Genomic DNA, 22,156 nt, shown 5'->3' with positions numbered 1-22,156 from the left:
GCCATCACCATGATTGTGGGTAACTTGATTGCCATACCGCAAACCAACATTAAGCGCTTGCTGGCGTTTTCCAGCATAGCGCAAGCAGGTTATCTCATGGTGGGTATTATCGCTGAATCATCCGCCGGAATCAAAGGGGTCCTGTTTTATGCGATGATCTATGTCTTCGCCAATATGGGTGCCTTTGCAGTGGCCACCCATATAGCAGAGAAGCAAGGCAGTGACAAGATTGCCGATTATGCAGGCCTCTGGCGTCGCTCCCCCTTAGCCACCGTCGTCATGACAGCCTCCTTATTATCCTTAGCTGGAATTCCGCCCCTGGCGGGATTTGTCGGGAAGTTCTATCTCTTCTCGGCAGCCATGGATCAAGGGTATGTGGCGATTGCCTATATCGGGTTTGTGATGAGCATGATATCCGTGTACTATTATCTCTCAGTGGTCAAGGTGATGTTCCTCGCTGAGGGTGAGGGCTTACCGGATGTTCCAGTCCATGGAGCGATGAAGTTCACCATGGTATTTACCATGTTAATCACCTTAGCTATTGGTCTTTACCCCACGCCTTTAGCCCAAATGGCTTCGGCGGCCGCTCAAAGTTTGTTTAGGTAAGTGACTTAGTAAAATAGTGGTTTTCTCATCAAAATGGACAGCATTCGCTGTCCATTTTGTGATGACAGTGAACTCACCATCATTAACCACAAAGTTTAGTCGTTTTGCAGACTTTCAAAATCTAACCTAAATTTAGAATGACAACTTCAGTTATCTGTACCGAAGCAGAGTAGGGGGTACCACACATGAAGAAGTGGGGTCTCGACAATTGGATGAAACAAGGAACCTGTCCTTGTGTTCTGGAAACTGGGATCGCCTCGCGTTTCCCACGTGTTTTAGTGTAAAAAGGGTGCTCTCTGGAGTGCTCTTTTATGCTATAATTATGACGAATATTATCGGAAGAGGGAGACACTAATGCCAGTTGGTACAAATCCTGTGATCGTCCAAAGTGATCGATCCGTTCTGTTAGAAGTACAGAATCCACTTTATGAAGAAGCTCGCGATACATTAGCGATCTTTGCCGAATTGGAAAAAAGTCCGGAGTATATCCATACTTATCGGATCACGCCCTTATCATTATGGAACGCTGCTTCAAGTGGAGTTACCGTTGCCGATGTGTTAGACGGTCTGGAGCGCTACAGTAAATTTCCTCTGCCCGACTCGGTGCGCACGGAGATTAAGCAGCTCATGGGTCGCTACGGCTTGGTAAAATTGGTTCGAGAGGAAGATAAGCTCCTTTTGACTGCGGAGGATCCAGTGATTCTCCTGGAAATCGTCCGTCATAAAGAAGTTAAGCTATTGCTGGCCTTCGGCGAAAGGGAGAGGAACGACGATTCCCTAAACTTGTCCCTAACCCAAGTAGAGATCAACCCAGAAGCCCGTGGGCAATTAAAACAGCTCCTGATGAAACTCTTCTACCCCGTCGAAGACTTAGCGGGTTATATCGAGGGTACCCCTTTGCCGATGGCTTGGCGTACGGAAAATCCTGAAGGTGATCCCTTTGCTCTGCGGGCCTATCAGCAAGAAGCCGTCGCGACGTTCCATCAGCAAGGTTCAGTGCGCGGCGGGAGCGGAGTTTTGGTGTTGCCTTGTGGCGCAGGCAAGACCGTGATCGGTATGGGTGTGATGATGGAATTGCAGTGTGAGACTCTAATTTTGACGACGAATAACAGCGCTGTCAAACAATGGTTGCGCGAACTGGCAGACAAAACGACCCTAGAAGCGGCGCAAATGGGGGAATATAGTGGTGAGAAAAAAGAGATCTGCCCGGTCACCGTGGCCACCTACCAAATTCTCACCCATCGCCCGCGCGCCGATGCCGACTTCAGTCACTTTCACGTCTTTAATGAAAAGAACTGGGGTCTGATTATCTATGATGAGGTGCATCTTTTACCTGCGCCGGTCTTTCGGGCCACTGCCGATTTGCAGGCAAAACGCCGTCTAGGTTTGACGGCAACCTTAGTTCGGGAAGACGGCAAGGAAGATGAAGTTTTTACCCTGATCGGCCCGAAGAAAATGGATGTCCCCTGGAAGGTCTTAGAGTCTCAAGGCTGGATTGCCACTGCAGAGTGTATGGAGTGGCGAATCTCGATGAGTAAAGCCCGCCGTATGGACTATGCTTTAGCCGAGGAAAAGGAGAAATTCCGGCTGGCGGCGGAAAATCCCCTCAAGATGGACAAGGTGTCAGAGCTGATAGAGCAACATCGGGATGACCTGGTGTTGGTGATTGGGCAGTATGTGCGTCAACTAGAAATGCTGGCTCGTGAGCTGAATGCCCCTTTGATTACGGGTAAAACTCCGCAACGAGAACGTGATCGACTCTATGAAGAGTTCCGAAGTGGCCGCTTGCGTCGTTTAGTGGTCTCTAAGGTCGCTAACTTTGCCATTGATTTGCCGGATGCCAACGTAGCAATTCAGGTCTCCGGAACCTTTGGTTCTCGGCAGGAAGAGGCGCAAAGGCTTGGCCGAATTTTGCGACCTAAGCAGGGTGAGGGCAAAGCTTATTTTTATAGTCTGGTCTCCAAGGATACGAAGGAACAGGAGTTTGCTATGCATCGGCAGCTTTTCCTGACTGAACAAGGGTATGCCTATAAAATTATGATCGAGGAGGATCTTGAATAAGGAGGAATTTAAACAATGAAGAAACCATCTTCAGGTTCTAAACGAAACTCTAATCAGCATCAATCAGCTCCTTCTGAACAGACACAAATTCCTCCCAAGTGGCGGCCAGTTTTCGGAGAAAAATACCCTCCAGGTTTTAAGCCGCCCACTCTTGAAACGGATAAACCTACGAGTAACAAATCCCCTAACTACAACAAACCTACGAACTCAAATATACCCGCCAATCATAACAAGCCCAAGGCTAAGTCAACCCCTCAACAGAAAGCGGTTCCTCAAAAGAAACTTAAGCCAAAGGATTGGCCGGATTATTTTGCTCGTATGGATCCAACGGAGCGAATTCTCTTTGCCTTCACGGCCTATAGGCAACCAAAGGACTGGAGTATTGACCAGTTTTATAATTATGACAAGGATAGCTTTCGCTATTTAGATACAGATCTGCTTGGGCCTGATTATAGCGAGGTTGTTAGGATTCTTGGCAAATGGAAAAACCTTGGCCTCTTGATTGTTGGACGTTATTCCAATTTACTCAGTCTTGAGGAAGGTGTTGCTGAAGCCTTTTGGCAATTTATTGAACAGCAAGGTCTACTTGAACTTTATAAAGTGGAGCCGGAACAATCCTATACCGCAGAATTTCCAAGCACGTTAGATAACATATTTAATTTTCTCGTCATGATAGAGCAGGGTGAGGTTTTGATCACCCGCACTCATGAGATCAACAAACACTCTTTGAAGCGTGTGTTGGCCGCTCTGACTGTGCCCCCCCGGCCTGACAATCTCTTTTCCGCGGAGAGTTATTTTTTCTGGCTGTTGAGGGTAGTTCGGGTTTTCCAATTGTTTAGGACAAAAGGAGAACGGTTGGATTTGACAATAGCGGGCAGGGAGTTGCCAGAGGGTATTAAAGTAGAAGACTTGCTTGGCCAGATTTGTCCGATCCACGTTGCCTCGATTACCAATAAAGGATTTTTCGTGGTCTTTCCATTAATAGCCCGTTGTACTGAGTGGACAAGCTTGGGGCATATGGTGACTACGTTGATCTCAACCAAAAACGTGTGCAACCTGTTACTGCAAGATCATGTGATCTACCTACTTGAACCACTGCGCTTACTAGGTTTACTGGATTGGGGTAAGTGTAAAGAAGATATTTTTGTCCGGGCCACCCCACTGGGACAGTTTCTAATTCCTAAATTGTTGCGAAGGCAAAACCTTGAAGATTATAAAGCTGAGATTAAGAATCTCACAGACTCCGTTTACCCGATGAATGGGCCAAATACGGCCTATGTCCAACCAAACTTCGAAATCTTGCTTCCTCATTCTGCCTCATGGACTGCGCGCTGGGAACTGAGTCAATTTGCCGTGCTTGAACAGCAGGATCAAATGCTTAAATACCGCTTAGACAAGACCTTTCTGATGAATGCTCTGAAACGTGGCTTGCCGGCTGATGAAGTGCTATCCGTACTGACAAAGCTAAGCACGTATCCTTTACCCGAAAATCTTGTCCTTACTGTCCAGCAATGGGTAGAGTCCTTTGGCCAAGTCGCCTTTTTACAACTCAGTCTCTTGGAATGCACTACACCAGAACAAGCGGCGTCCATTACTTCGGCCCGAAAATACCGGGAGTATGTGCTCGGATTATACAGTCCCACAGCTGTTATCGTCCGAGAGGTTGAAAAACTGCGCAAGCTTCTCGAAAAGCAGGGCATCTTTCCTTTACCAGGTGTTCTGAATGGAGAAGGGGTAGCAGAACGTAAAAGACCTTCTGACGAACATTAAAAACTATCTTTTTTACAGGCCCAATCTGGGCGGTACCGCGTAATAACACTTTTTGTCCTTATTAGGGATGAGAGGTGTTTATTTTTTTGTTCTTTATTCTGTTAATAGGGAGGTGAAAGGCTGAACAGCTGATGACTTAGTGACTCATTCAACTAAAGTTGACCCTTGTAAAACAAAATTGTAAGGAGTGATCCCCATGAAAATGACAACTGGATTAAAAGGTAAACTATGGCTTGCACTTCTGTTGGTATTAAGCTTACTGATCAGTGCCTGCAGCCCGGCTAAGGAAACTACAGTGAAGAGTACGAACGGAAATGAACCCTACAAAATTGGGGCCGTCTTAGATATTAGCGGCAACTCATCTTCCCTCGGAGTCCCTGAGCGTGACACCTTGCTCATGATGGTTGAACAGCTTAACGCTAAGGGCGGAGTGAAAGGACATCCCATTGAGTTAACGATCATGGATAACAAAAGTGACGAAACGGAAAGTGTTCTGGCCGTTAAAACCCTAATCGAAAAAGGTGCCCTTGCCATCCTAGGGGCCAGCTCGAGCGGAACCTCCATGGCGATGATTAAGACGGTGGAAAGTGAAAAAGTTCCCATGATTTCCTTGGCGGCTGCCAGTAGTATTGTAGAGCCGACTAGCGAGCGGCAATGGGTCTATAAAACAGCCCAAAGTGATATTGTGATGATCAGTAAGATTATTAGCTACCTCAAGAAAAACAACCTGAATAACGTTGCTTTTTTGTATATGAATAACTCCTTCGGCGACAATGGTAAGAAAGCAATCTCTGCTGCTGTGAAGGATAGCGGGATCAATATCGTAGCTGAAGAAAAATTTGATGCCAATGACAAGGATATGACGCCGCAGCTAACCAAGGTTAAGGCGAGCGGGGCTCAAGTCGCGATAGTATGGGCCATCCCACCTTCGGCCTCCATTCTGACCAAGAATTTCAAAGACATAGGTCTTGCGATTCCACTGATTCATAGCCATGGGGTAGGGAATCAAAAATTCATTGATCTTGCTCAAGGCGCAGCCGATGGTGCTCTCCTGCCGATCGGAAAACTTTCAGTGGCTCAGCAAATCCCGGATAATGATCCCCAGAAAAAAGTACTGGAAAGTTACATCGCAGATTATGCCAAGAAGTACAATGCTGAGCCTAATTCCTTTGGAGGATATGCCTGGGATGCCTTCAATCTGTTAGTAAGTGCCCTAGAGAAGGCCGGTCCGGATCGTGTGGCAATCAGGGAAGAGTTGGAAAAGACGCAGGGATTTGTCGGTATTTCAGGCGTGTGGTTAAAAGATGCTATTTCCATGATTATTTTACTGGGAGTTCTCTTGTTTCGACCGGAGGGAATTATTGGGGCGATCAGAGAGAGGAAAATATGATTTTATAAACTTGTAGATGAGAGGTTGAGGCGAAAGGCATGGTTATAAAATGGAACTAAAAAATCAGCGGGGATTGATCCTACTACTGCTACTGCTCATAATTCCTCTGATTGTTGAGAGTAATTACCTGTACAGCACGCTAGTCATCATCGGTCTTTATGCAATTATCGTACAGGGCTTAGGAATCCTGATGGGATATGCAGGTCAGGTATCCTTTGGGCATGCTGCATTTTTTGGATTGGGCGGATACGCGGCAGCAATACTGACAACTCAGTTTCAGTGGCCCACACTTTTAGCGCTTTTGGCCTCAGTAATCCTGCCGGGAATCATTGCAGGGCTCATCGGCCGGCAAACCTTGAAGTTGCGTGAACTTTATCTGGCCTTAGCGACCCTCGGTTTTGGGATTTTGGTGCATATTTTCTTCAACGAGGGCGGCGAACTAACCGGAGGACCGTCAGGAATCAGCGGGATCCCCAATCTTTCCATCGGCAGTCTTAGTTTTGACAGTGATCAGAAATTCTATCTACTAGTTTGGATCATTTTGTGGCTGTTATTGATCCTGTAGTCGGATTGTACAGGCCTGCCACAGGGAAGATAATTTTTAAAGGTAAATCGATAACCGGCCACAAGACGGAACAAGTTGTGAGGCAAGGGATCAGCCTAGTTCCGGAAAAAAGAGAACTTTTCAGCACCTTGAGTGTCCTAGACAACCTGATGTTGGGGGCTTTTCACCGTTACCGCATAAGTAAGCCAGGATTAAGGAACGATGTCCAAGAAATACTAGAGATTTTTCCGGCTTTGAAAGGTAGAGAGAGTGATCAGGCGGGCAGCTTAAGTGGTGGCTTGCAGCAGATGTTGGCGATTGGGAGAGGCTTAATGTCTCGTCCTGCCCTCTTGATGTTGGATGAACCTTCGATTGGGTTAGCTCCCTTAGTAGTACGGGAAATAATGTCCATTTTGGTCCAGTTAAAAAAGACCGGAGTCACGATAGTCCTCGTAGAGCAGAATACCAAATCAGCTCTAAAAGTGGCTGACAGCGTCATGGTGATGGAAAGAGGCGGGATTACACATAGTGGCAATTCTGAGGAAATAATTGCCGACTCATCTATCCATGAGGCTTACCTTGGACGAGCTCGAGTTAATTGATGAACTGCTTTTTTTATTTGACTAAATTTTTGTAGTCTGAAGAGTACTGTGAGAAAATCCAAAAAGGACTAGAGTTTTAAGAAGATGATGAATGCGGTCATTAAATAGGTATTTTGTATACAATTATTTTCCACCCTTGACATTGAGATTGTAAAGAATATAATAATATATAAATATTCGGAATATTTAAGTTCCTTTTATCTTAAGGACTTTTTTCCTTTCATATCTAAGAGCAATGAGGCTCCTGACACAATGCTTTAGAGTAATTTGTCTGGAGCCTTTGTTGTATATAGAGAGATCAGGTTCGAGCTGCAAAAGCCCGAACTGGTTTGTTTTTGTTTTTTTATTCACTCACATTAAAAAAATTTAACCACATTGAACATTGTTAGTAAGTTGCTTTAAGGTCGCCAAATAAAGGGGGTGAACAATATATTTTTACTATAAAAATTTTTTAGAACTATTTTAAGAAGTGGAGGAGAGCAAAATGAAAAGAGTATTGGTTCTGGTGCTTAGTTTCCTGGTGTTGGCGAACTTAGTCGGTTGTGCTAAGTCAGCGAATACACCTCAAGCGTCTTCAACACAGGATAAAACTTTGGTGGTAGCGACTGCGGCGGATTTCGGGACAATTGATCCTGCTGTGGCCATGGACAATTCAGCCTGGAAAATATGTTATCCTGCTTATGAGCGTCTTGTTAACTTCAAAGGGAGTAGTACTGAAGTCGAACCTGGTTTAGCGAAGTCATGGGATGTTTCACAGGACGGATTAACTTGGACCTTTCATCTGAACGATAATCTTAAATTTGAAGATAGTACAAGTTTAGATGCTGCAGCCGTTAAATTTTCCTTTGACAGGTTAATGAACGTAAAAAAAGGACCATCTGATGCATTTCCAAGTTTGGAAAGTGTAACGGCAGTTGATCCGAAAACCGTACAATTTAAACTAAAAACCGTCTTTCCTCCCTTCCTTTCTACTTTAGCGACTAATGGCGGTGGAATAGTCAACCCTGTTGTTATGAAGCAAGAGAAGGATGGGGATATGGGACAAAACTGGTTAGCTGCTCACACTGCCGGTAGTGGTGCTTACATTTTGTCGGAGTGGGTTCCGGAACAGTATCTTAAATTAACGGCTAATCCCAATTACCCAGGTGAAAAACCTAAGTTAAACACAATTATGGTAAAAATCATCAAAGACCCATCGGCACAGCGCATGGCTTTGGAAAAAGGCGATGTTGACATAGCTGAAAGTATTCCGGTTGATCAAATCAAAGAATTAAAGAAAAATGCGGATTTAGTGGTGTTCGATACACCAAGTCTAATGGTCGATTATGTTTACTTAAATACTCAAAAGTCGACACTTAATAATCCTAAAGTACGGCAAGCGATTTCTTATGCTATAGACTATCAGGGGATTATTTCCAGTGTTTGGCAGGGAAATGCTACCCAAATGCGCGGTCCTATTCCGAAGGGGCTATGGGGTTATCAGCCAGACTTATTCCAGTATACCAGAAACCTTGAAAAGGCTAAGTCTCTTTTACAGGAAGCCGGAGTCAAGGACTTGACATTTAATTTGATGTATTCTGATCGTAAAGCCTGGTGGGAGCAAGAAGCTCAAATCATCCAAAATAATCTCGCTGAGATCGGAATTAAAGTTAACCTGCAAAAAATTGCTTATGCTACTCAACGGGAAAAAATTGATAAAGGGGACTTTGAACTGACGCTAGGTGTTTGGAGTCCTGATTATGCCGATCCCTACATGTTTATGAATTACTGGTTTGATTCCAAAAACTTCGGTTTAGCCGGCAACCGAGCCTTCTACAAAAATGACAAAGTTGATCAATTTGTCCGACAAGCAGCCAGTATTAATGATCCGGTCCAAAGAACGGAACTGTATAAACAGGCCCAGGAGCTCATTATGCAGGATGCCCCTTATGTCTTCCTAGTACAGAAAAACTATCAATTACCTATGCGGAAATCTGTGCAAGGTTTTGTCTTTAACCCAATGCTTGAGGATATGTATAATTTCCAAACGATTAACAAGTAAATGGGGTAGCAGAATGAGTCGCATCAAATTTTTAGCTAAATGGCTAAGCCAGCTCCTGATTGTTCTCTTAGGTGTTACTCTTGTAACTTTTCTTGTTTCGCATGTCGTGCCGGGTGATCCGGCACGCATGCTTATTGGACAAAGGGCAGATGCCCAAACTTTGGAAAGTATGAGACATGCCTTGGGCCTTGATAAACCGGTTTGGTTCCAATACCTTGACTATTTGTGGGGTCTAGTGCAGGGGGATATGGGAATCTCCATCCGAACCCAGCGTCCTGTTCTGAGCGAATTGTTAACTTATTTTCCGGCAACCATTGAATTAACACTATTTGCCATGGGATTTGCGGTAATCATCGGCGTCGTTCTCGGTTTACTTTCGGCTGCTTACCGTGATACTCTAATTGATCATGCTACCCGGGTTTTTGCAATTTTAGGAGTATCCACACCGTTGTTTTGGCTGGGTTTGGTGGTTTTGCTGCTATTCTATAAATATTTGGGCTGGCTTCCCGGGTCCGGTAGAATTGACTCGTTTATTAATCCGCCGACTCATATAACCGGGCTTTACGTATTGGACAGTGTTTTATCGGGAGACTGGGTTGCTCTCAAGAGTAGTATGCTCCATCTGGTTTTACCGTCCATCTGTTTAGGTTACATTCAACTCGCTACTATTGCCCGCCAGGTAAGGGCCAGTATGATCGAGGTGCTTGAGTTGGACTATATTAAGACGGCAGTTTCTAATGGGATTCCCCGTAAGAGAATCATTTATCGGCATGCTTTGCGCAATGCTTTAATACCTACAGTCACAGTTATTGGCTTAACATTCGGAGAGCTTTTGGGCGGAGCGATTATAACTGAAACGATTTTTGCCTGGCCGGGTATGGGTAAATATGTTGTTGATTCAATTTCCTTTTTGGATTTCCCAGCGATTATGGGTTTTACAATTTTAGTAGCGCTCATCTATGTCTTGATTAATATGCTCGTTGATCTGCTCTATCCTATACTCGATCCGCAAATTAAGGGGTGAACTGACTTTGGTTGAACTAAGATATTTTCATTATTTTACAAAGCGTTACCCCTTGACCGTAATTGGAATGATCATTATTTCTTTGGTTATGCTGCTGGCTCTTGCAGCCCCGTTAATTTCACCGCATAATCCCTATACCATGCATCTGGTAGACCGTTTGAAACCACCTAACAGTATCTATCTTTTAGGTACGGATGAGCTGGGGCGTGACATTCTAAGTCGTATAATTTACGGAGCAAGACTTTCTCTTTTAGCTGGGGTGGGGATTGTTGGCATCGCCGGTATTTTTGGTATAATCTTTGGCAGTATTTCAGGATTTTTAGGCGGCAAAGTTGATTCATTGCTCATGCGACTTATGGATATCATGTTGGCCTTTCCAAGTCTGGTTTTAGCCCTTGCTCTATCAGCGGCTTTAGGCCCAAATTTTCACAATAGTATACTTGCTGTAGCTATTGTGAAAATTCCTGTTTATGTCCGTCTGGTCCGAGGCCAGACCCTGTCCATCAAAGAAAGACAATTTGTCAAAGCAGCTCAAACCTTTGGTGCACCCAAGGCTTGGATTATCAGCCGTCATATTATACCGAACTGTTTGGCACCTGTCGTTGTTCAGGCAAGTTTAGGAATTGGGGAGGCTATCCTTATTGCTGCCGCACTGTCGTTCATTGGTTTAGGCGCTCAACCTCCGGAGGCTGAATGGGGTGCAATGGTTAGTATGGGCAGAACCTTCTTGCTCGATCAATGGTGGTATGCAACCTGTCCAGGCATTGCTATATTCTTTACGGTCATAGGGTTCAATTTATTGGGTGATGGGGTTAGAGATATGCTTGACCCACGCTCCCGCAATTAGGAGGAAAGTTATGGAGCCTCTTTTAAGAATCAGCGATCTTCATGTGGACTTTCTCGGTTATGCCGGAGTAACCCGAGTCCTCAATGGAATTGATTTAGAGCTATTCCCCGGAGAATTCTTAGGATTAGTTGGAGAATCCGGTTCGGGGAAATCTCTTACAGCTAACTCGGTTCTCGGATTATTACCTAAAAGGAGTGCCAGGATATCCAAGGGTTCCATTATGTTTGAAGGTCAGGAATTAGTAGGTAAACCGGAGAAAGAGTTCCAAAGCATCAGGGGCAAGAAGATTTCTATGGTTTTTCAGGAGCCTATGAATGCCCTCAATCCATCGTTTAAAATAGGCACTCAAATGGCGGAAATCCTTAAATTACATAAGGGATTAACGTCTAAAGAGGCTAAGGTGGAATCTGTCCGTTGGCTATCCCGGGTTCGGATACCGCATCCCGAAAGGATAGTCAATGAGTATCCTTTCGAATTAAGCGGTGGTATGAGACAAAGAGTACTTTTAGCTATGGCCCTTGGCTGTGGAGCGAAGCTCCTGCTGGCAGATGAGCCTACGACTGCTCTTGATGTTACCATCCAAGCCCAGATTTTGCAGCTTATGAAAGAAACGGCGGATCAACTTGGGACTTCGGTACTTCTGATCACGCATGACTTGGCTGTGGTGGCTCAAACCTGCCGACGGGTTGCAGTGATGTATAGTGGGAATATTGTAGAAAGTGGCCCGGTCGGAGAAGTTTTACACAGACCGCGGCACCCTTATACGATAGCTCTCTTGCAGGCATTGCCAAACCCTGACGGCAAGCAAAACGACTTAAGATCCATCCCCGGTAGTGTTCCGAACCTTTTAACCCCCCCATCTGGTTGCCGTTTTCACCCACGGTGTACTTTAGCAGAAAAGAAGTGCAGGGAGATCCGGCCATTGTTAACCAGTATTTCTGAGAATCATTATGTAGCCTGCTGGAGGGATGGACATCATGCTTAAACCTTTACTTTCTCTAAGAGGGGTGGAAAAGGAGTTTCTTGTTCGTGGAAATAAAGGAAGTTTATCGTTTAAAGCTGTGAACAACGTTTCCCTGGATATCTTTCCGGGTGAGACGGTGGGTTTGGTTGGTGAATCCGGCTGCGGTAAGAGTACTTTAGGATATATGGTGCTTAATCTTCTGGACTTAACGAATGGAGAGATTCTGTTTGAGGGTCAAAATTTGACGGATATCGGCAAAGTTCAGCAGCGAGAAATAAAATCACAAATTCAAATTGTTTTTCAAGATCCACAATCTTCCCTAAACCCAAGATTTAGAATCGGGCAAATCGTCGAAGAACCCTTACGCTTAAATGGTTGGCGGGATAAACACAAAAGACAGGAGCGGGTGAGGCAACTTCTCACCAAGGTAGGGTTAGGGGAGGAATATCTAGGCAGGTTTCCGCATGAACTGAGCGGGGGCCAACGGCAACGGGTAGCGATCGCCAGGGCCCTATCTTTAGATCCCAAACTTATTGTTCTGGATGAACCAACTTCAGCTTTAGATGTGTCGGTACAGGCCCAGATCCTCAATTTGCTAAAGGAATTGCAAAGGGACCTTAACCTTGCGTATTTGTTTATTTCGCATAATTTAGCCGTTGTAAGGCACTTAAGCAGTAAAGTTGCGGTCATGTATTTAGGCAGAATCGTAGAATTGGCCGACTCAGACGAATTATTTAATAACCCTCTCCATCCCTATACAAAAGTTCTTCTGCAATCTGTACCTAATCTCAATACGGAAAAACCTCTGGTTGTGGAGTTCGATGGCGAAATGTCGACCCGGTTGATATCTCCTCAGGGATGTAGTTTCCACCCTCGTTGTTGTTATGCAAATGAACTGTGTCGTGAAACCGGTACGGAATTACAATTTATTAAAGAGGGACACTGGGTTTCTTGTCATGATGTGAGCTGGGGAGAAAAGAGTGAAGGAGATGTAGTGGTTGCCCAAAGTTCGACAACGTATCCTGGAATCACTGACTAAAAATCAACCCATTAAAAACCTGTTGTTGCTAACAAATGACCTAGCTTTTGGATGTAAACTTAAAGAAATACTGGACATCAAGTGTCAAATCATGCTTGTTCCCTTGAATGTTTCTGTTGTAGACGTAGCCTTATCTCCGTCTGTGTACGAAGCTAGCCACATTATTGAATTATATAATCCTACTCTGGAGAATTCTATTTTTTTGAAAGAATTGCGTCAAGTGTTATTTCAAAAAGGCAAACTTGTACTGGCACTATGGAATTGGGATGAACGTTACCTGGAAGATAAGTTTTGGGGAGATGTGGAATATAAGGGGATTTCCTCTGCGGCTGAATCGTTAGCCCAAAAAATGTCTTCAGCAAAAAGAATTAGGATCACTTCGGAATTGGGAACTGATATCAGTTTTTCAATTGAAGGGAGGCCTTGGATTCTAGCCGACGGGTACTGTGAACCAGGTAAATTAACTCAGCTTCCGGATGGAGAAATATTTACCTGTCCGGTTGAAGAGACGTTTAGTGGGCAAATTATAGTTGATGGTACCATATCACGGCTTTGGCTGCCAAGCGAACCTGTGAAACTGGTGTTTGAGGCAGGGATGTTAATAGAAGGAAGTTCTGAATTTACGGAATGGATTGAGCTTTATGCCGGCGGGGTTCGAAGTATTGGTGAATTTGCCATCGGAATGAATCCTGCCATAAACAAACCCTACCACAATATATCCACCGATGAAAAAGAAGGCGGAAGTGTCCATTTTGCCATCGGAGACAGTTATAACCTAGGACGAATGAAGTCCATACATCATGTAGACTTCGTCATCCGAAACCCCATAATATCCATTGATGACACTATATTGCAGCATTATTTGCCAGGGAGCGATGATACTGATGAGCGATTTATCAATGTCACCTGAAGGAGTACCTATTAAAGATATCGGGAAAAAGATTCGTTATTATCGTCAAGAAAAAGAGATGACGGTAGAGGCCTTAGCAAACAAAACCAACTTGAGTTCCAGTCTGATTAGCCAGGTCGAGCGTGGACTTTCTACCCCTTCTCTAGACTCTCTTTGGAAGATGACCCAGGCCTTGGGGATATCGCCAATTAAGTTATTTGAAGAAAATGCCAATGACCAGGTCGTTGTAATTCCGCGAGAGGAACAAAAAGTTTTAATATTGCCTGAATCTAATGTGACCTATCGACTTCTTTCCCCGGTTAATAGTCAGACTAAGTTAGAGTTCCTTTCCATTGTTCTGGAACCGGGTACTTGGTCGAAGGTCGATTTAGTGGCACACAAAGGGGAAGAATGTGGAGTTATTGTCCATGGGGAAATGACGGTAGTCGCCGGAAATAAAGAGTATCTACTGAGGGAGGGGGACAGCATTTACTTGGATAGTACAGTTCCCCATCGTTTTTTTAATCATGCAGACAAAGTAGCCATTGGGATCTGGGCTATGACCCCGCCTTCTTTCTAAATTAAATGAGGTGATATTTATGCTTTTTTTTGAGAAGTGGAGGTCTTGTCAACTTGTTCAAAAAGGACTCAGCCGTTGGATTTGGCTGAGTCCTCTTTAATTATGGAAAATCACTAAAAGAATCTTGCGCGAGATTTTGATTCTTTCGCTGAAAAACGTAGGCTCAGAAAGATTCGCGCTCGATCGTGTGGCTATACGAGTTCTTTGACGCGTTATTTTAGTAACTGGATATTCAGTAGGAATTAAATAAGAGTTGTCTCATAAAAGAAATAGGGCTGTAATTTTGCAGGAAAAATTTAGTAGGTGGCGAATTAAGATCTTGTAAGTATTTAAATATTCTGAAAAAAACCTTAGGAGGTAGCATGGAACTGCAAAAGTCCATTAAAGAAGACAAAATTGTCAATCCCAAGGGTATAGATGCAACTGTAATTTTGTTTATTATTACTGGTATATTAGTTGTACTTGGATCGTTAGGATTTGGACGTTTCAGTATGGCACTTATTCTACCGTCCATGCAAAAAGGCTTAGGGTTTACCCACTCCCAAATGGGTTTTATCGTGACTGTAGCTTTTTTAGGTTATTTATCCTTTAGCCTTGGATCAGGTATCGCCTCGGCACGTTGGGGAGCAAGTAAGATAATCACCTTTTCTCTTTTTTTAACAGGATCTAGTATGATTTTGACTGGGTTGGGTTCAGGATTTTTGTGGCCTTTGATCTGGCTAGCTTTAGCAGGAGTCGGTATGGCTGGAGCTAACATACCAGTCATGGCGATGACTGCTGCTTGGGTGCCGGCTGAACGTCGAGGCTTAGCTTCGGGGCTTCTAGTTTCAGGTTCGGGCTTTGGTCTGATAATCAATGGTTTATTACTACCTAGGTTGTTATCTGCTCCGGGTGGTCAAGGTTGGCGTACTGCTTGGATTTGGTTAGGTATTGCTGTATTAGGTATTGGAATTTGGGCCTACTTTAAACTAAAGGATCGACCAGCTAATTCGAGTCTTACGCAAGTACCAGCTAATCCTATTACACAATCGATTTGGAAAAAGATCATTACAATATTTAAGGAAAAACCGATTTTGCGAAGATTAGCGGTCATATATTTTGCCTTTGGTTTTTCCTACGTGATCTTTACGACTTTTTTTGGAGCTTATTTAACCGAAACTCGAGGCTGGTCTACTGTGAATGCTGGACGATTATGGTCTTGGGTCGGCTTTTGCAGTTTACCTAGTGGGTTTATTTGGGGCTGGGTTTCAGACCGGATAGGACGTCAATGGGGACTTTTTACGGTTTATGTAATACACGGTTGTTGTCTGATTGCCTTTGCAACTTCACCGTGGGAGGGAATGATCATCGTGGCTGCCTTGATTTACGGTTTGAGCATTTTTAGTGTGCCGGCAATCATGAATGCTACCTGTGGAGATGAAGTAGGAGCCCAGTTAGCTCCTACAGCTTTTGGAGCTGTAACTGTCGCCTTTGGCATCGGTCAAATGGCTGCACCGGCAGTCGCCGGAGCAATGTTAGATATGGGTTGGGGTATGGTGCAGAATCTTTGGCTATCTGCCTTAATCGCATTTTCTGGTGCTTTAGTTGCAGTTTTCCTTCATCAGCCAATTTTAAAGTTCATACCAAAGGGATAACAAGGGAACACCCCTTATCCCTCCAAACGATTCAGCTTGAAGTGATTTTGGAATCCAACGATGCTGTAGATTCTGACCTTCAAAGTGTCATCAAGCTGGCGGAGGAACTATCGCCGGTGTGGTTAGTGTTAAAAAATAATGTTGAGGTTATTACGGAATACAAAATTGTGAAGAGTGGACCCACTAAAAGGACCTCGGCGGTATGCGGACTTTTTTGTCCATCTTGTACACTATTCATTGCGACTAAAGAGGACCCAGAACGGTTAAAAAGACTTGCGGTAACTCTGAATCAAACAATCGAAGAAACTCTATGCGAAGGATGCCGCTCTGAAAACAGAACAGCTTATTGCAAAAAGTGTAAGATGGTCGAGTGTACCTTACAAAAAGGACTAGAGTTCTGTGGTGAATGCCAAGAATACCCGTGTGAAGAAATCAAAAGTGTATTACTTCAACTTAACTGATGGTTTGTACTCCTCTGGTATTCTGGTTTCCACGGCCCTATAAACAAAGGGATAGGTAATGTTTCCATGATCTGCATGATCTGGGACGCGGTACCTGTCCCTTTGCCCCTTAAAGTTTAGGCGCAGCGGGGAGCATAATGGACATTTTGGTTCCGATATCCTGCCTGCTCAAAACCTCCAGGTACCCGCCATGTCGCTCCGTGATCCACTTCGCAATAGATAAGCCCAGCCCAGTTCCGCCCGTAGCTCTGGCGCGGGAATCGTCGGCGCGAAAGAAACGATCGAAAATCTGTGGAACCGCATCGGGTGGGATACCAATACCTTCATCTTGTACTGTCAGCCGGGCATAACCGTCAGCTGGGGAAACAGAGATCGTGATCCGTTTACCGGAGAGCGTGTATTTCATGGCATTGTCAATCAGAATTCGAGTCGCCTGTTTGATCAAGCTTTTATCCGCATTAATGAAAACGGGCGTAACACTTGAATCGTATTCGTGCCCACCGTCAATCATCTGCGTCTCCCGTAGCACTTCTACAGCAAGGACGGACAGATCAAAACGCTCAATTTGCAGAACCATGTTGTTGTTATCGCCCCGTGCCAGAAATAATAGCTGTTCCACCAAGCCCTTCATATTTGCTGTTTCATCTTTGATGGCATCAATGGATTCCTGTAAGGTCTTCTCATCATTCTTCCCCCAGCGATCCAACAGATTGGCATATCCCTGAATAACGGAAATTGGCGTCCTTAGTTCATGGGACGCATCCGATACAAAACGCACCTGGGAACGGTAGGAGTCGTTGATTCTGTCCAGCATCCCGTTAATTGCAGAGGCCAGATTTTTTAGTTCGCTTTGCGTATCACCCACTGAAATTCTCGTGTCCAGCCTTGTGGCATTGATGTCGTCTAATTTATCTGCCAGAACTTCCAGCTGCTCAGGTGTAAAGACGCCGCCGGTAGTCAGGTTTTGCGCTGTTTCAGCCAATTCTTCAATAGGACGGAGAGTTCTTCGAATCGTTCTGGCGCCTGAGAAAATGCTGCGGAACAGCATTAAAAGTTCCAGGATCAATAAGATCGCAAACATCTCTACAAATATCCGTAGGGATTCCTGAAGATGGATGGAAATAAGATAAGAACGTCCGTTAGTAGCGATCGACGCATTGTAGGTAACACCCTCTAATTGATCCCAAAAGGTTAAACCTTCAGAATCCGGCAGGTCGATACTTCTGACACCGGACACAGTTTGCTTGGAATGGGGAATCTGTAGGGTTTTGGGCAGTTTAAACCCCTGTGGTTCTTCCGTCTGCAGCGAAACGCTGTATCCTGTGAGTTTAAGCCAGTTTTCCGCATCCTGGGTTGGCAGCCCCGTTTGATTCAGCATTTCAGTCGTCGCCGCTATAGTCTGTTCGGCGCGCACAATTAACCCTGCAGCAGACACCAGACACAAAAATACATTAAGGGTCAGAAAAATCCCCAGCAAACGAAAAAAAAGTTTGAGGCTGAGCTTCCAGACAAGGGAAAACCGTATTTTATCACCGATGCGATTAGGGGGACTGCTTAACTGCTCACTTTTCATCCTTAATCACATACCCCACTCCCCTTACGGTATGTATCAGTTTAATATCAAACACCTCATCAATTTTGCCACGCAGAAAACGTACGTAAACATCGACAGCATTAGTTTCTCCCGCAAAATCAAAACCCCAAACGTTTTCGAGCAGTGCTTCCCGGGAAATGACCAAGCCTTTATTTTTTAGCAGGTAGTGGAGAAGGTCAAATTCGCGTTTTGTTAGTTCAATGAACTTGCCCATGACACTAACTGTATGGCGGCTGGTGTCCAGCAGCAGACCGGAGGCGGATAACACTACTGCATCTTCCTGGATAGTTTTTCTGAGGGCGGTGCGGATCCGAGCGAGAAGCTCCTCTATCGCAAAGGGTTTGGTAATATAGTCGCTCGCCCCGCTGTCAAGTCCGGATACTTTATCCACCACACTATCCCGAGCTGTGAGCATGATGATAGGAAGGTTGGAGGTTCGGCGAATTCTGCGCAGGACTTCCATGCCACTCAACTTAGGCAGCATCACATCCAGCAAAACGAGGTCGAACTCGCCGGTTTCGGCGAGTTCAAGCCCTGTTCTGCCATCAAAGGCCTTTGTTGTGCTATAACCCTCATAACCAAGCTCAAGCTCGACAAATCGGGCGATCTTTTCCTCATCCTCAATAATCAGTATCTTCGAACTCATTAAAAGCCCCGCCATTTCAAATAATTATTTTTTATCTTCCATGGACTTCTTAAGATTTACTGCAGCGTCTGCTGCGCTATTCATCGCGTCATTGACTGTGTTACCGCTAAGGTCAGGTCCGTTGAAGCGATAGCGAAAACCAAAGAATAGTCCGATGATAAGCAGTGGAATAGTAATCCAAGGGATGAAGATCAACAGCAAGGCGAAGGCCGTGACAGGAGCAGAAGCTTTACTTTCCTCACCCTTGAGCACTTCGAAAGAATTTGTATTGCCCTTGCGGATCATTTTCAAGCAAAATCGTCCAAATTTCTTCATGAGAGAAATAAAGTTTTCCCCACCATGGCAGTTTTTAGTGTGCTTTTCCCAGCAATTTTCTCGGTATGTCGCTGCACTTGCATCCGCACTCTTTTGGCTATTGTAATAACCGCCTCCAGTTGGTGCATTTACCTTCCCCTGTTTCTCCAGATTGATAATGGCTTGAAGTAAATCCCCGTTAGACTCATCTAGGGCAGCCTTTGCCTCGTCGTAGCTTACATTCGCCATTGCCCGTAGTTTTTCCACTTGTTCTAAGGTTGTCATATAATTTCCTCCTTTAATCTCCTTGTTTTTTCCGCAAGTGAGTATGTATGTATTCTAACCAAAAAAACTTCAAGGAGAATTTGAGTAAAATTAAAATAGGATTAAAAAAATTCTATCTTATAACCACTCGTTTTACAAGCTACAGGACATCAAGAGCGCTTTTTTTGATGGGAGGAAGTTCTGTTTGACTTCTCGATGGGTCAAACCCATCGCTCGCAATTTCAATGGTGCTAGGATCTTTGGCCTTTGGAGAGCAGATAATTTAACAACAGATATTTACCATCATATAGACAATTATCTATGTGAGGAGTATAATATAGATAGATATTTATCTATATCTATATCCATCCATCCATCCCTATATCTATCTCTAAAGCTAATCCCAAAAAGATTTGGAGTGATTCTATGAAGTATGGTTACGCGGAATATGTTTTGCTATTTAAGGCAATATCCGATCAGACGCGCCTCAAAATAGTAGACTTGCTTTCTTGCGGCGAAATGTGTGCCTGTCAGCTATTAGATAACTTTAAAATTACTCAGCCAACCTTGTCATATCATATGAGGATTTTATGTGATAGCGGGATTGTTCAGGGAAGGCGTGAGGGGGCATGGATGTATTATAGTATCAATGGTACCGTAATAGAAAACATCTCTGAATTTTTAGTTGAGATTAAATCTAATCATGACAGGTGTATCAGCAAGTCTGAGGAAAATACTAATTGCAAATGTAAATGCTAAGTGAAATACAAGTAGAGGTGAAGATTAATGAACAGAGTAAACGTAGCCTTTGTCTGTGTCCATAACTCTTGTCGTTCGCAAATGGCTGAAGCCTTAGGTAAAAAGCTTGCAGCAAATGTCTTTGAGTCATACTCAGCGGGTACAGAAACAAAACCTAATATTAACAAGGACGCTGTTAGAATCATGAAACAGCTTTATGATATCGACATGGAAAAGGAACAGTTTTCAAAACTTATTACAGACATACCTCTACCTGATATTGTTATAACTATGGGATGTCATGTGAATTGTCCATATTTGCCTTGCAAGTATAGAGAGGATTGGGGTCTTGAAGATCCAACGGGAAAAAGTGATGATGAGTTTCAAAAAACGGCAAGAATAATAGAACGTAAGATTTTAGAGCTTAAAGAAAGCATATTAAGTAAGTCAATAATGAAGGAAAATCCTTAAAAGAGGTGTCGGTATGATAGAAATTTCCAGCAGAGAACTGAAAATCATTGAAACTTCAGCGGAATTGACCTTCGGTGATATTATGGGTACTTGGAAAGCCCGTTGGGGAATTGGCAGAATGACCTTTACCGTAGAACCCGGTCTGTATAGTTTGGGAAAACCCCATCGCAATTCTCCTGTCCTTGTTTCAGCCAATTATAAAATGAGCTTCGATAGCTTAAGAAAAGAATTGAATGGGGTAGATGCCTGGATTCTAGTGCTGGATACCAAGGGTATTAATGTATGGTGTGCCGCAGGGAAAGGAACCTTTGGGACCCCAGAGCTTTTAAATCGTATAGCTATAGTACAACTAGAGAAAGTTGTCTCGCACAGAACGGTTATAGTGCCACAATTGGGCGCGCCGGGTATAAGTGCCCACGAGGTTGCCAAGTTTTCTGGTTTCAAAGTAGTTTATGGGCCAGTGAGGGCTAAGGATCTCAAAGAATTTATCAAGTTAGGAATGAAAGCGACTGCTGAAATGCGGACGGTCAGGTTTACTACCTATGATCGCCTGGTTTTGACTCCCGTGGAATTAGTCGGTACTTTCAAAATTTCCTTAATGATTTTTGGCGTCCTATTTTTGTTAAATCTCCTTGGCTTGGGGCCTTTCGGGCTGGTTGATTTTTACGCTTACGTAGGTGCAGTCCTGGTAGGGTGTGTTTTAACCCCTGTCTTACTGCCGTGGATTCCCGGCCGAGCTTTCGCGTGGAAAGGCTGGATATTGGGATTTATTTGGGCAGTCATCGTTAATATGTTTAACGGATGGAATGGATGGACTGATATACCTCAGCATAGTATCTTGCGGGCTCTGGGGTATATTCTTATTCTTCCATCTATATCCGCCTTCTTAGCAATGAACTTCACTGGTTCATCGACGTACACTTCCTTTTCTGGTGTCTTGAAAGAGATGAGAAAAGCTGTTCCAGCGATTATTATCTCGATGGTCTTGGGAATAGTTTTGATTTTGGTTAATAGCTTTATTAAGCTCTAAGGAGTTGTTATTTATGAGGCATCAATATTTAAAAAATGTTTCTACTTTGAAAATGAAGCCAGATCAATGTACGGGCTGTGGCAGGTGTCTTGAGGTTTGTCCACATAATGTCTTTCTAATAAAAGACAAAAAATCGGTCATTGTGGATAAAGATCGCTGTATGGAATGCGGGGCATGCGTTAAAAACTGTCCGTCCAATGCCATAGAAGTTAAGCCCGGTGTTGGCTGTGCCTACGCTATCATTATGGGGTGGCTGACCGGAACGGAACCGAGCTGCGATTGTTCACCTGACAGCGGAGACAGCTGTTGCTGATTCAAACTTGAACAGGGTACTAACATATATAACAAAGAAGTGATTACATTCGTGGCACGGTCTTTGACTGAAATCATTATAGAACACCGAAATTTTCATGAAAAATGGAAATTTCGGTGTTTTAGTTATGAGTAGTATCAGGTATATCAACAATTATTAATGCTATAGGTGCATCGATATATGGTTTAGCTCTAGCTTTTACTTCTAAGAAAATAGTTAGTACACATTAACTTGGACACTAGAAAATAAAGGCTCAACGTAAAACAAAATAAAACAAAATAAAACAAAATAAAACAAAATAAAACAAAATAAAACAAAATAAAACAAAATAAAACAAAATAAAACAAAATAAAA

The 22,156-nt window shown here is 43.9% G+C and carries 22 protein-coding genes; 19 read left to right on the top strand and 3 right to left on the bottom strand.

Annotated features, from left to right (window positions below):
* The 15 genes from JL57_RS00270 to JL57_RS00200 all read left to right on the top strand — a co-directional run.
* The coding region (locus tag JL57_RS00270) for an NADH-quinone oxidoreductase subunit N (protein ID WP_034140051.1) at positions 1–606 on the top strand (606 nt) is incomplete at its 5' end.
* 354 nt (positions 607–960) lie between these two features.
* Positions 961–2,667 carry a DNA repair helicase XPB gene (locus JL57_RS00265; protein ID WP_034140043.1) on the top strand — a complete coding sequence of 569 codons (1,707 nt, stop codon included), beginning with the start codon at positions 961–963 and terminating at the stop codon, positions 2,665–2,667.
* A 15-nt stretch (positions 2,668–2,682) separates the two neighbouring features.
* Positions 2,683–4,437 (top strand): helicase-associated domain-containing protein, encoded by a 1,755-nt coding sequence (locus JL57_RS00260; RefSeq protein WP_034140042.1) that lies wholly within the window; start codon positions 2,683–2,685, stop codon positions 4,435–4,437.
* 196 nt (positions 4,438–4,633) lie between these two features.
* Complete coding sequence (locus JL57_RS00255) at positions 4,634–5,827, top strand: ABC transporter substrate-binding protein (RefSeq protein ID WP_291299530.1); 1,194 nt, start codon at positions 4,634–4,636, stop codon at positions 5,825–5,827.
* Positions 5,828–5,876: 49 nt separating this feature from the next.
* Entirely contained in the window at positions 5,877–6,392 is a 516-nt protein-coding gene (locus JL57_RS00250; protein ID WP_034140049.1) for a branched-chain amino acid ABC transporter permease, read from the top strand.
* Entirely contained in the window at positions 6,371–6,973 is a 603-nt protein-coding gene (locus tag JL57_RS00245; protein WP_291299529.1) for an ABC transporter ATP-binding protein, read from the top strand. The genes JL57_RS00250 and JL57_RS00245 overlap by 22 nt, the downstream gene beginning before the upstream one ends.
* A gap of 484 nt (positions 6,974–7,457) precedes the next feature.
* Positions 7,458–9,014, top strand: a complete 1,557-nt coding sequence (locus JL57_RS00240; protein WP_045690957.1) for an ABC transporter substrate-binding protein — start codon at positions 7,458–7,460, stop codon at positions 9,012–9,014.
* A gap of 13 nt (positions 9,015–9,027) precedes the next feature.
* Positions 9,028–10,038 (top strand): ABC transporter permease, encoded by a 1,011-nt coding sequence (locus JL57_RS00235; protein ID WP_034140041.1) that lies wholly within the window; start codon positions 9,028–9,030, stop codon positions 10,036–10,038.
* A 7-nt stretch (positions 10,039–10,045) separates the two neighbouring features.
* A complete protein-coding gene (locus tag JL57_RS00230; RefSeq protein ID WP_291299528.1) occupies positions 10,046–10,885 on the top strand; it encodes an ABC transporter permease subunit in 840 nt (279 codons plus the stop codon).
* A gap of 10 nt (positions 10,886–10,895) precedes the next feature.
* Complete coding sequence (locus tag JL57_RS00225; RefSeq protein ID WP_034140039.1) at positions 10,896–11,870, top strand: ABC transporter ATP-binding protein; 975 nt, start codon at positions 10,896–10,898, stop codon at positions 11,868–11,870.
* A complete protein-coding gene (locus JL57_RS00220; protein ID WP_291299527.1) occupies positions 11,863–12,888 on the top strand; it encodes an ABC transporter ATP-binding protein in 1,026 nt (341 codons plus the stop codon). Before JL57_RS00225 ends, JL57_RS00220 begins: the two co-directional genes overlap by 8 nt.
* Complete coding sequence (locus JL57_RS00215) at positions 12,848–13,798, top strand: aminopeptidase (protein WP_034140038.1); 951 nt, start codon at positions 12,848–12,850, stop codon at positions 13,796–13,798. The genes JL57_RS00220 and JL57_RS00215 overlap by 41 nt, the downstream gene beginning before the upstream one ends.
* Positions 13,773–14,357: a cupin domain-containing protein gene (locus JL57_RS00210; RefSeq protein WP_291299526.1), complete on the top strand. Its 585-nt coding sequence runs from the start codon at positions 13,773–13,775 to the stop codon at positions 14,355–14,357. The genes JL57_RS00215 and JL57_RS00210 overlap by 26 nt, the downstream gene beginning before the upstream one ends.
* A gap of 362 nt (positions 14,358–14,719) precedes the next feature.
* Entirely contained in the window at positions 14,720–15,991 is a 1,272-nt protein-coding gene (locus tag JL57_RS00205) for an MFS transporter (protein WP_034140037.1), read from the top strand.
* Positions 15,992–16,038: 47 nt separating this feature from the next.
* A complete protein-coding gene (locus JL57_RS00200) occupies positions 16,039–16,452 on the top strand; it encodes a DUF3795 domain-containing protein (RefSeq protein ID WP_291299525.1) in 414 nt (137 codons plus the stop codon).
* Between the two features lie 109 nt (positions 16,453–16,561).
* On the opposite strand, the gene JL57_RS00195 is transcribed toward JL57_RS00200, so the two are convergent.
* The 3 genes from JL57_RS00195 to JL57_RS00185 are packed head-to-tail and all read right to left on the bottom strand — an operon-like array spanning position 16,562 to position 19,271.
* Complete coding sequence (locus JL57_RS00195) at positions 16,562–18,025, bottom strand: cell wall metabolism sensor histidine kinase WalK (RefSeq protein WP_034140036.1); 1,464 nt, start codon at positions 18,023–18,025, stop codon at positions 16,562–16,564.
* Positions 18,015–18,692, bottom strand: coding sequence for a response regulator transcription factor (locus tag JL57_RS00190; RefSeq protein ID WP_034140035.1), 678 nt, complete (start codon positions 18,690–18,692; stop codon positions 18,015–18,017). Before JL57_RS00190 ends, JL57_RS00195 begins: the two co-directional genes overlap by 11 nt.
* A 24-nt stretch (positions 18,693–18,716) precedes the next feature.
* A complete protein-coding gene (locus JL57_RS00185) occupies positions 18,717–19,271 on the bottom strand; it encodes a hypothetical protein (protein ID WP_034140034.1) in 555 nt (184 codons plus the stop codon).
* A 405-nt stretch (positions 19,272–19,676) separates the two neighbouring features.
* On the opposite strand from JL57_RS00185, the gene JL57_RS00175 reads away from it, so the two are divergent.
* Genes JL57_RS00175 through hgcB form a run of 4 tightly spaced genes read left to right on the top strand, consistent with a single transcriptional unit; the run spans position 19,677 to position 21,802 of the window.
* Positions 19,677–20,009, top strand: coding sequence for a helix-turn-helix transcriptional regulator (locus tag JL57_RS00175; protein WP_034140032.1), 333 nt, complete (start codon positions 19,677–19,679; stop codon positions 20,007–20,009).
* A gap of 27 nt (positions 20,010–20,036) precedes the next feature.
* Positions 20,037–20,459, top strand: a complete 423-nt coding sequence (locus JL57_RS00170; RefSeq protein ID WP_034140031.1) for an arsenate reductase ArsC — start codon at positions 20,037–20,039, stop codon at positions 20,457–20,459.
* A gap of 13 nt (positions 20,460–20,472) precedes the next feature.
* Positions 20,473–21,489 carry a mercury methylation corrinoid protein HgcA gene (gene hgcA / locus JL57_RS00165; protein ID WP_034140030.1) on the top strand — a complete coding sequence of 339 codons (1,017 nt, stop codon included), beginning with the start codon at positions 20,473–20,475 and terminating at the stop codon, positions 21,487–21,489.
* A gap of 13 nt (positions 21,490–21,502) precedes the next feature.
* A complete protein-coding gene (gene hgcB, locus JL57_RS00160) occupies positions 21,503–21,802 on the top strand; it encodes a mercury methylation ferredoxin HgcB (protein ID WP_034140029.1) in 300 nt (99 codons plus the stop codon).
* Positions 21,803–22,156 lie beyond the last annotated feature (354 nt).

This window comes from Desulfosporosinus sp. BICA1-9 (assembly GCF_000802135.1).
The sequence above is the reverse complement of the archived record's forward strand: the minus strand, read 5'-3'. Positions and strand labels throughout refer to the sequence as shown.

Excerpts from the sequence above, each read along its gene's own strand:
- JL57_RS00265 (WP_034140043.1), top strand. The coding sequence starts at position 961 with ATGCCAGTTGGTACAAATCCTGTGATCGTCCAAAGTGATCGATCCGTT.
- JL57_RS00260 (WP_034140042.1), top strand. The coding sequence starts at position 2,683 with ATGAAGAAACCATCTTCAGGTTCTAAACGAAACTCTAATCAGCATCAA.
- JL57_RS00255 (WP_291299530.1), top strand. The coding sequence starts at position 4,634 with ATGAAAATGACAACTGGATTAAAAGGTAAACTATGGCTTGCACTTCTG.
- JL57_RS00250 (WP_034140049.1), top strand. The coding sequence starts at position 5,877 with ATGGAACTAAAAAATCAGCGGGGATTGATCCTACTACTGCTACTGCTC.
- JL57_RS00240 (WP_045690957.1), top strand. The coding sequence starts at position 7,458 with ATGAAAAGAGTATTGGTTCTGGTGCTTAGTTTCCTGGTGTTGGCGAAC.
- JL57_RS00235 (WP_034140041.1), top strand. The coding sequence starts at position 9,028 with ATGAGTCGCATCAAATTTTTAGCTAAATGGCTAAGCCAGCTCCTGATT.
- JL57_RS00225 (WP_034140039.1), top strand. The coding sequence starts at position 10,896 with ATGGAGCCTCTTTTAAGAATCAGCGATCTTCATGTGGACTTTCTCGGT.
- JL57_RS00220 (WP_291299527.1), top strand. The coding sequence starts at position 11,863 with ATGCTTAAACCTTTACTTTCTCTAAGAGGGGTGGAAAAGGAGTTTCTT.
- JL57_RS00210 (WP_291299526.1), top strand. The coding sequence starts at position 13,773 with ATGAGCGATTTATCAATGTCACCTGAAGGAGTACCTATTAAAGATATC.
- JL57_RS00205 (WP_034140037.1), top strand. The coding sequence starts at position 14,720 with ATGGAACTGCAAAAGTCCATTAAAGAAGACAAAATTGTCAATCCCAAG.
- JL57_RS00195 (WP_034140036.1), bottom strand. The coding sequence starts at position 18,025 with ATGAAAAGTGAGCAGTTAAGCAGTCCCCCTAATCGCATCGGTGATAAA.
- JL57_RS00190 (WP_034140035.1), bottom strand. The coding sequence starts at position 18,692 with ATGAGTTCGAAGATACTGATTATTGAGGATGAGGAAAAGATCGCCCGA.
- JL57_RS00185 (WP_034140034.1), bottom strand. The coding sequence starts at position 19,271 with ATGACAACCTTAGAACAAGTGGAAAAACTACGGGCAATGGCGAATGTA.
- JL57_RS00175 (WP_034140032.1), top strand. The coding sequence starts at position 19,677 with ATGAAGTATGGTTACGCGGAATATGTTTTGCTATTTAAGGCAATATCC.
- JL57_RS00170 (WP_034140031.1), top strand. The coding sequence starts at position 20,037 with ATGAACAGAGTAAACGTAGCCTTTGTCTGTGTCCATAACTCTTGTCGT.
- hgcA (WP_034140030.1), top strand. The coding sequence starts at position 20,473 with ATGATAGAAATTTCCAGCAGAGAACTGAAAATCATTGAAACTTCAGCG.
- hgcB (WP_034140029.1), top strand. The coding sequence starts at position 21,503 with ATGAGGCATCAATATTTAAAAAATGTTTCTACTTTGAAAATGAAGCCA.